This is a genomic window from Geodermatophilus sp. SYSU D00697, assembly GCF_054050175.1.
The window spans coordinates 1-1,509 of record NZ_JBJGYV010000070.1 but is presented as its reverse complement, the minus strand read 5'-3'; the positions used below and the strand labels follow the sequence as shown (position 1 = coordinate 1,509).

The 1,509-nt window shown below is 72.5% G+C and carries 1 protein-coding gene; it reads left to right on the top strand.

Going from position 1 to position 1,509, the window contains the following annotated elements:
• Window positions 1-255 precede the first annotated feature (255 nt).
• Window positions 256-1,500, top strand: a complete 1,245-nt coding sequence (locus ACI79C_RS25225) for an IS110 family RNA-guided transposase (RefSeq protein WP_456948445.1) — start codon at window positions 256-258, stop codon at window positions 1,498-1,500.
• Window positions 1,501-1,509: the final 9 nt, after the last annotated feature.

Here is a 1,509-nt window from a genome sequence, read left to right as displayed (position 1 = left end):
GCTCACTGGAGCACCCTCGACGGGCCGGTGACTGACTGACAGGGTCGCTGGCGCACCCCGGGTCCCCACCGGATCACTGCCATGCCGGCTTGCTGGAGGTCACAGCCAGACTGAGTTCTGCAGGATCCGGTGGCCCGGGACGTGCCGACTGGCGACAGGGCTGAGCGCCTCGAGCGCCGATCAGTGAGCGACCGGCGTGCACGTCCCGAGACCACCGGGTGCTTCCCCGCTGCTGCAACAGCCAGGAGGCACGACATGAACAATCCCACCGTCACCTTCGCCCCGACAGGGGCGGTGTTCGCCGGCATCGACTGGGCCGGCGCCGACCACGCGGTCTGCGTCGTCGACGCCGCTGGGGCAGTGCTGTGGCGCCACACGATCACCCACAGCCGGGTCGGGCTGAGCCGGCTCACGACTCGCTTGACCGAGCTGGGGGCGGTCCGGGTCGGCATCGAGCGCCCGGATGGGCCGGTGGTGGAGGCGCTGCTGGACGCCGGTCTACCGGTTGCTGTGGTGCCGCCGCGGCAGGTGAAGAACCTGCGCTCCCGCTACCGCGGTGCGGGCAAGGACGACCGGTTCGACGCCCATCTGCTGGCCGACACGATGCGCACCGACGGCCACCGCTACACCGATCTGACCCGGGACACCCCGGCCACGACCGGCCTGCGCGCGCTGGTCCGCGCACGACAGAACCTGGTTGAGGTCCGGGTCGGGCTGGTCAACCAGCTGCGGCACACCCTGGAACTGGCCTTTCCTGCCGCGGTCGGGCTGTTCTTCGACCTGCACAGCCCCATCGCCCGCGCGTTCCTGCACCGCTTCCCGACCGCCGGGGAGGCCGCCGCACTCGATGAAGAGGCCATGGCCGACTGGCTGGCCGCCGAGGGCTACTGCGGACGCACCCCGGCCGCGGTCTTCATCGACCGGCTGCGCACCGCCCCGGCCGGCCTCACCGGCATCGAAGCCGCTGCTCGCCGACACATCACCCTGGCGCTGCTGGCCGCCATCGACGCGATCGAGAACCAGGCCGCCGAGCTCACCCGCCGGATCAAAGAAGCACTCGCCCTGCACCCCGACGCCCTCATCTTCACCAGCCTGCCCCGCGCCGGCCAGATCAGGGCTGCTGCGCTGCTAGCCGAGATCGGCGACGCGCGCGGCCGCTATCCCAACGCCGCCGCACTCGCCGCCGCGGCCGGCGCCTGCCCGGTCACCTTCGAATCGGGCAGACACCGCGCGGTCGGCTTCCGCCACGCCGCCGACGCCAAACTCCGCCGCGCGCTCACCGACTTCGCCGACGACTCCCGCCACGCCAACCCCTGGGCCGCCGACATCCACACCCGGGCCCGAGCCCGCGGCATGCGCCACCCACACGCCGTTCGGGTCCTCGCCCGCGCCTGGACCGCGATCATCTGGCGCTGCTGGCACGACCGCGTTCCCTACGACCCGGACCGCCACGGCGCCCTCACCCGATACCTCGGTCAGGGAACCGCGGCGGCGGCTTGACACAGGGCT